Source organism: Stenotrophomonas sp. 05L414_2 (genome assembly GCF_056397905.1).
On record NZ_JBFTOJ010000179.1, the window covers coordinates 1 to 7,726 of the forward strand.

Below are 7,726 nucleotides of genomic sequence, written 5' to 3' on the forward strand. Positions count from 1 at the left end.
GTGTTCGAAGGTGTGGCCGGACAGCGTCGCGTGGTTGGCCTCGATGTTGAGCTTGAAATCCTTGTCCAGGCCATGTTCCTTCAGGAACCCCACCACGGTGGCGCTGTCGAAGTCGTACTGGTGCTTCATCGGTTCCATCGGCTTGGGCTCGATCAGGAAGTTGCCCTTCAGGCCGATGCTGCGGCCATGGTCGCGCGCCATGGTCAGGAACCGCGCGAGGTGGTCGACTTCGCGCTTCATCTGGGTATTGGCCAGCGCGGCATAGCCTTCGCGGCCGCCCCAGAACACGTAATGCTCGCCGCCCAGTTCAACGGTGGCCTCCAGCGCCGCCTTYACCTGCACGGCGGCACGCGCSACCACMGCGAAATCCGGGTTGGTGGACGCACCGTTCATGTAGCGSGGGTGCGAGAACAGGTTGGCCGTGCCCCACAGCAGCTTCATGCCGGTTGCATCCTGGCGCGCCTTGGCCAGGCCCACCATGTGCTTCAGGTTCTTTTCGTACTGCCCGACATCCTCGGCGTCCGGCGCCAGGTCGATATCGTGGAAACACCAGTACGGCACGCCCAGCTTGGTGAAGAACTCGAATGCCGCGTCCACCTTCGCCTCGGCGGTCGCCATCGGCGAGCCGGCCTCCCAGGGGAAATGACGGGTACCCGGACCGAACGGATCATGCCCGGCATTGCAGAAGGTGTGCCAGTAACAGACTGCAAAGCGCAGATGTTCCTGCATGGTCCTGCCGCCGATGACCTTGTCCGCGTCGTAGACCTTGAACGCGAGCGGGTTGTCCGAGCCCCGGCCTTCGAAGGGAATGCGGCCGATGCCGGGGAAGTACTCCTTGGCGCCGATGAAAGGTTGCGTGCTCATGGTGCGTCTTCCTGTCGTTGTGCGAGGTGTCGCGGAAAGGAGATCAGCCGCGGTACAGCGGCGTGATGGCGTCGAGATGTCGAAGGAAACGGGCGTAGGCCGTGGCGTAGGCTTCGGCGCGCGCCGTGTCCGGGCGTGCCGAACGCAGCGGGTCAAGCGCAACGTGGCGGTCGGCGACGTCGGCGATGGAGGCGGCATCGCCGCGGCCGTGGCCCAATGCCCACAGGGCCTGCAATGCCGCACCGAATGCCGCGCCTTCGGACTGGGCCGGCACGTCCACCGGCAGGCCGAACACATCGGTCACCAGTTGCCGCCACTGCGCGCTGTTGCTGCCGCCGCCGGTCAGCACGATGCGTTCGAACTGCATGCCCGCGCCGACGAATGCGTCGTAGCCATACTTCAGGGCGTAGGTGGCCCCTTCCATGGCCGCGCGGTAGATGTGCGCCGGCGTCATGTTGGTCGTGTCCAGGCCCGCCAGCACCCCCTTGCCCTGCGGCAGGTCCGGCGTGCGTTCGCCGTTGAGGAACGGCAGCATCACCAGGCCGTCGGCACCGGGCGGCGTGGCCTGCAGGTGCCGGTCGCCCTCGCGGCTGCTGAAGCCGAAGGCGTCAGCGACCTGTCCGGTCACTACGGTGCAGTTCATCGTGCAGATCAGCGGCAGCCAGCCGCCGGTCGACGAGCAGAACGCGGCCCATGCCCCGCCCGGGTCGACCACGGGCGTGTCCGAGAAGGCAAACAGGGTGCCGGACGTACCCAGGCTCATCACCAGACGACCGGGTACGACRCAGCCGGTACCCACGGCCGCCATCATGTTGTCGCCACCGCCGACGGCCACCTTCACCGATGCGGGAAGGCCCAACGCCTCCGCCGCGGCGGGGGTGATGCCGAACATCTCTTCGGGCGCGGCGATGCGCGGCAGGCAGTCGGCGAGATCGCGCTGCGGATCGGTCGCGTGCAGCAGCTCGGCCGACCAGGTTCGGGTGCGCACATCCAGCCAGCCGGTGCCCGACGCATCGCCGTATTCGCAGAAGCGCTCGCCGGTCAACACGAAATTGAGGTAATCGTGCGGCAGCAGGATGGTGGCAAGCCGCGCGTAGGCGTCGGGCCGGTGCGTTTTCGTCCACGGCAGCTTGGAGGCGGTGTAACCGGCGAGCACCGGGTTGCCGGCCAACGCGATGGTGCGCGCCGTGCCGCCTGCGGCGTCCATGATCTGCACGCATTCGGCCGAGGTGCTGGTGTCGCACCACAGCTTGGCCGGTGCCAGCACCTCCCCGGCCGCATCGACCGGCACGAACCCATGCTGCTGTCCTGAGACTGCCAGCGCGGCAATCCGGGAGCGCACCGCCGGATCGATCGCAGCAAAGCAGGCGTGCAGTGCCGTCACCCAATCGGCCGGCCGCTGTTCCCGGCTGCCGTCTGCAGCGCTGGTCAGCTGCAATGGCGCGCTGGCGCTGGCCACGAGACTGCGCCCTTCAGGGTCGTAGACGACCACCTTCAGGCTTTGCGTACCAGCGTCGATTCCCGCAACCAATTCCATTCACTGCACCCCGTAGTGGTTTGAAGGTAGCGCTACCAATTCGATGCAACAGCGCGCACTGCGGCTACGCCACGGCCCTGCCCCTTTGCCATGCGTCCGGCGCCGCCTTGCAGTAGCGCTCGATGAACTCTGCCTGCGTCGGCATCTTCGCCACCGTTTCCTGCACTGGCTGCCGGATGCGATGCAACAGGGTGCGCAGGTCCGCATCGCCGATGGCCCGCGCAAGCGGGTGCGGCGGTCCGGGCTGGATGCCCTGGCCCATCAGGACGCTGGTCCAGGAGTCGACCCGGAACAGCTCGCCAGGGTCCTGCCAGGCATGGGCCCGCTCGCGCCACGCGCGCAGGCGGAGCTGCAGCGATTCAGGCAGCGCCATCTCGCGGCAGGCCTTCCACATCGGCTCGTCGCGCTGGTTGGCGTGGTAATGCAGGATGATGAAATCGCGCACGTGCTCCATCTCCTGGCGGCTCACGTCGTTGTACAGCGCCACCAGCGAAGGGGTGATGCCGTCGGATGGGAACAGCTGGATCAGGCGCACCACGGCGCTGATGGTCAGGTGGATGCTGGTCGAYTCCAGCGGCTCGATGAAGCCACTGGCCAGCCCGAGCGCCACCACGTTCCTGTTCCAGGCCTGCAACCGGCGCCCGCTGCGGAACGGCACCAGCCACGGGTCGCGCAGGGGCTGTCCGTCGACATCACGCAGCAGCTTGGCCTGCGCCTCGTCATCGGACATGTGGCGGCTGGAGAAGACCAGCCCGCAGCCGACCCGGTGCTGCAGCGCGATGTGCCAGCGCCACCCGGCCTCGTGCGCGATGGCACGGGTGTAGGGCACCGGCGGCGCGGGCGAGTCGGTCTGCACGGCAACGGCGCGATCACTGGGCAACCATTCGTTCCAGTCTTCATAGCCGGTATGCAGGGTCTGCTCGGTCAACAGGCCGCGGAAGCCGGTGCAGTCGATGAACAGATCGCCTTCGATGACCTGCCCGTCGTCCAGCACCAGCGACGCAACCGAGCCGTCATGGGGATGCTGGCGGACTTCGCGGATCTTGCCTTCCACCCGCCGCAGGCCGTTTGCTTCGGCCTTGCCGCGCAGGAACCTGGCATAGAGCCCGGCGTCGAAATGGTAGGCGTAGTTGACCTGGGGTTGGGTCTGCAGCGAGAACCTGTCGGCCAGGGAAGCGGCGCTTTCCAGGCAGAAGTCGCCCAGCTCGGAGTGCATGCCGCGGCGCAGGCTGTCCAGCCAGAAGTGATGGAACGGCGTGGCCCAGGTGCCCTGCCCGATCGTGCCGAAAGGATGGATGAAGCGTTCACCGGGGCGACGCCAGTTCTCGAACGAGATCGACAGCTTGAACGTGCCGGCGACCGCACGCAGGAACTCCTGCTCATCGATCTGCAGGAAACGGTGGAACGTGCGGATGGGCGGCACGGTGGATTCGCCCACACCCACGGTACCGATCTGCTCGGACTCCACCAGGGTGATGTCCAGCTGTTGGCGGAACTGGTGCGCCAGTGCGCAGCCGGCCAGCCAGCCGGCGGTGCCGCCACCGGCGATCACCACTCTCCGGATCGGCCCTTGTGTAGTGTCCGCAGCGTTCAATGCGATGCTCCCATCAGCGGTTGAGTCGACCCAGCAGCTGGGCGCGCATGCGCCGCGCCTGCGTCTCGTCGAACGGTGCCAGCTCACCCCGGGCCGCTTCGGGCAGGTGTTGCCCTGCCTGCTCGCCGGGACCAAACACGTAGTACTGGAAGATCTTTGCCCACGCCTGCTTCTCGCGCGCCGGTAGATCGCGCAGGGCCCACATCGCATGCTGCAGCGCCGGCAGGGGTGAGCCGAGATAGCCAGGCGCACTGCGCCACCAGTAGTTCACCAGCACGTTGAACGGTTCAAGGCTGCGCACGTGGTGCCACCACAGGCCTGGGATGAAGATGGCATCACCGGGCTCAAGCGTGGCGGTCTGCGCGCTTGCCAGGGCATCACGGAAGCGCGGATGGCGGTCGAAATCCGGCTGGTCGAAATCCACCACGCTGACCACCTGCCCACCCGGGGTGGGCTCCATCGGCCCCGGGTAGAGGTTGTCGATCTGCTCCGGCGGAAACAGGGTGAAGCGGCGCCGGCCCACCGCGCAGCACGCCAGGTTGTCCGGAATGTCGTAATGGCAGGAAGCCGTCACCCGGTTGCCGACCCAGATGCTGGCCGAAGCATCGATGCCCTGCCCCGCCAGTCCGGCGTCGTTGTGCTGGGCGAACCCAGGCAGCGCACGCGCGATCAGCAGCGAAGCGACGTAATAGGTGGGCGGGCTCGGCGAATCGAGGTGGTCGGCGATTGCGTCCAGCACCTCTGTCAGCAGGCCACGCCGGACCTCGAAGTTCAAGCGGGTGAAGTCCGCGTTGTAGAACGGACGCCCTTCGATCTGGGGGCCGCCGAAGGAATAGGGAACAGGCACGCCTGCTTCGAACCCGCGCAGGTAGGCCATGGCCTCCTGCAGGGAACGCGACCCGGCCTGCACCAATGCCCAGTCGCGCGCGATGCCGCGCAGCACCACTGGCTCGCCGGCTGCCACCAGCGCCTGCAGCGGCAGCGCCGTGGAATCCAGGCCTTCCAGTGTGCGCATGGCGACGCCGTCCAGCACCGGTCAGTTCCTGCCGCCCGCGACGGCGGTATCCGCTGCGCGCAGGCGTCGCTGCTTCTCGGCGATCAGGCGGCGCATGTTGTGCAGCGATGCCAGCATCAGATAGGCGCCCTCCAGGTAGCCGGCGCGGTTGAGTTCGGCCAGCGCCGCACCCTCCAGCAGCGCGAGGCGGTCACGGTCGACCGCRTGCAGGCCGTTGACGCCGACCCGATGCTCCGCGTCGATCCGCACATCCAGCGTGATCGGTTGGATCAACCCTTTCGCGTCRAGCGTGGCGAACATGTCCGCGGCAAAGGCATGGCCGTCGTGGATGCCGCGCAGCACCCCGGCGATATGGTCCAGATAGGGCGAGTTACCGCCCTGTGGCAGGAACACCGGCTCGCCGTGCATTGCGGTCACACGCGGATGATCCAGATCCACGTGCAACACCGCTTCCCGGGTAAGCGCACCATCGATGTGGCCTTCCTGGAAACCGATCAGGAATGGCCCTTTCGCCGCGGCGCCGGGCAGGTAGGAGGCGTTCCAGCGACCGTCCTGCAGGAACAGGTTCTCGTGCTGTTCGAACCCCAGCAGGGCCACCGCCTGCCAGCCGCCCGTGGCGGGGTCCCTGCGCAGGAAGATGGGATATTCCCGCTGCAGTTCGGCGAACTCGCTCGGATAGGCCGGCACCATGCCCACCGCGTCGCCGAACTCGGCGCCGAAGCCGGTGGCCACACGCAGGTCCCGATGGGCAATGTTGTTGAGCATTTCGTAACGCGACATGGTGTTGTCCAATCCGTCAGCAGCCCGGAACGGGTGCCGCTGCCGTGGCAGCGGCACCCCACGGTTCAGAACCTGTAACGCACGCCCAGCATGTAACGCGGGCTCTGGTCGGCCAGCTTCACGATCATCTGCGAGGTGCGCGAACGCCAGCGCACATCCTCACCGGTCAGGTTGATCGCCTCCAGGCCAAACGACCAGTGGTCATCCAGGGTGTAGTTCACGCTGAGATCCCACTGTTCGTACGCCTCCACATAGTACGGATTGCGGCTGGCTCCCTGGTTGGCCAGGATCAGGTACTGGTCACGCCAGTTCCACGCCAGTCGTACCGACCAACCGTACTTCTCGTACATCAGCATCGCATTGGCCGTGTCGCTCAGTCCCGTGAGCGAGAACTGGTCGATGCCCGGGTCGCCTGCGTTGTTGAAGCCCACATCGCCATTGACCAGGGTGTAGTTGGCCAGGATGCCGAAGCCGGTATCGCCGAAGAAGTATTGCCCACCCAGTTCCCAGCCGTGGAGCTTGGCCTTGTTCTGGTTGATGGGACGATTGACGTTGAACTGGTACAGCGGATCGCCGGCCGTACCGTACAGGTCGTAGGCTGCTTCAGTGGCCAGCACCTGGGCGTCGGTACCGTTGTAGGCGCCCAACCCGGCGGGATTGTTGCGCAGCAGGGCCAGGGCGGTGAACAGCGAGGTGTCATTGGCCGAGCACGCCGCTGCATTGGCAGCGCCGACCTGTGTGACGCAGGCACCGCTGGTGAGGAACGCCAGCGCCGCCTGCGCATCCGGACCGGCGGTAGGATCGCGCAGGCCGTACAGATTCTCCTGGACAATGGTGTTGCCGACGAAATTGTCGACCGATTTGTTCCAGTAGGTCAGCGAGACGTAGCTCGCATCGGCGAAGTACCACTCCAGCGCCAGATCCAGGTTGTCCGATTCCAGCGGTTTCAGCTGCGGGTTCTGTGCGGTGCCGCTGGCCCGCGAGGACGGGTCGATGAGGACCGAGCCGAACGGTTGCTGGGCGGTCGGGCCGGCATACAGGTTGCCGATCGGCGCGCGTGCGATGCTCTTGCCGAATGAGACACGCCCCTTCAGGTCCTCACGAAGATCGATGCTGAAGTCCAGATTGGGCAGGATGTAGCTGTAGCTGTTCTTCTCGGTGAACGGCTGTTGTTCGTCGGACAACACCACGCGGAAGTCATTGTTGGATTGCCACTCGATGGCTTCCGGGATGGCGATGTTCGAGGTGGAGACAACATCGGTGGTTTCATAGCGCACACCCAGGCGGGTATTGGTACGCATGCCGCCCAGCTCACCATCCAGCTCCACCTGGAAGTAGGCCGACTTCGTCTTCTCTTCCACCAGGTTATCGGCGGCGCGCTGCGGGCTCACGCCGAGATTGGCGCCATAGTTGTCCGCCGCCCACTGCGCAAGGCGACCGGCATCGCCGCGCCAGGCCGTGAAGCTGTTGGCATTGAAGTCGTTGAACAGGCCGACGATGTTGACCGGCTGCAGCAGGTCCATCAGCCCGTTGGCAACATCCACGTCAACGTTGGCCACGCCCCAATCGCCCAGGGTGTTGTAATTCTCCGCTGCCTGGATGCGGTGGGTGGTCTGCTTGCTCGAGTCCACGCCAAACTGGAAGCGCCCCTTGTCGAAGCTCCACTCACCGTCGACACGCCCCTGCTTGATCTCGCTGATCTGGGTCTGCGAGTTGATGCGCAATACCTGCGAACCGATCTCGCCCGGCGCGAAACCCGGATTGACCACGCCGTTGGTGTTGGCGATGGCATCGGCCGTGCTCGGGTACCAGACCTGGGTGCCCACCGGCAGGCCGCTGTTGAAGACCATTTCCTGCACCCATGACCCACCGCAATGCGGTCCGGCGGTGCAGTTGTTGGTACCGGCGATGCTGCTGAAGATGGAGCCGCCACCAG

At 66.0% G+C, this 7,726-nt stretch carries 6 protein-coding genes; all 6 read right to left on the reverse strand.

What is annotated here, in order from left to right; translation table 11 throughout:
• Positions 1-864, reverse strand: an 864-nt coding sequence (locus AC1DJN_RS18750; RefSeq protein ID WP_478039748.1) for a xylose isomerase, incomplete at its 3' end; no start/stop codon positions are given.
• Between the two features lie 43 nt (positions 865-907).
• Complete coding sequence (xylB, locus tag AC1DJN_RS18755) at positions 908-2,401, reverse strand: xylulokinase (RefSeq protein WP_442252326.1); 1,494 nt, start codon at positions 2,399-2,401, stop codon at positions 908-910.
• A 64-nt stretch (positions 2,402-2,465) separates the two neighbouring features.
• Positions 2,466-3,995: a tryptophan halogenase family protein gene (locus tag AC1DJN_RS18760; protein ID WP_442252327.1), complete on the reverse strand. Its 1,530-nt coding sequence runs from the start codon at positions 3,993-3,995 to the stop codon at positions 2,466-2,468.
• A gap of 13 nt (positions 3,996-4,008) precedes the next feature.
• Positions 4,009-5,010 (reverse strand): cupin-like domain-containing protein, encoded by a 1,002-nt coding sequence (locus AC1DJN_RS18765; RefSeq protein ID WP_442252328.1) that lies wholly within the window; start codon positions 5,008-5,010, stop codon positions 4,009-4,011.
• A 21-nt stretch (positions 5,011-5,031) separates the two neighbouring features.
• Positions 5,032-5,790 carry a SapC family protein gene (locus tag AC1DJN_RS18770; RefSeq protein ID WP_223495106.1) on the reverse strand — a complete coding sequence of 253 codons (759 nt, stop codon included), beginning with the start codon at positions 5,788-5,790 and terminating at the stop codon, positions 5,032-5,034.
• Positions 5,791-5,855: 65 nt separating this feature from the next.
• Positions 5,856-7,726, reverse strand: a 1,871-nt coding sequence (locus AC1DJN_RS18775; protein WP_478039751.1) for a TonB-dependent receptor, incomplete at its 5' end; no start/stop codon positions are given.

What these genes read in the sequence shown, in the direction of transcription:
- AC1DJN_RS18765 (WP_442252328.1), bottom strand. Translation starts at nt 5,010, where the DNA reads ATGCGCACACTGGAAGGCCTGGATTCCACGGCGCTGCCGCTGCAGGCG.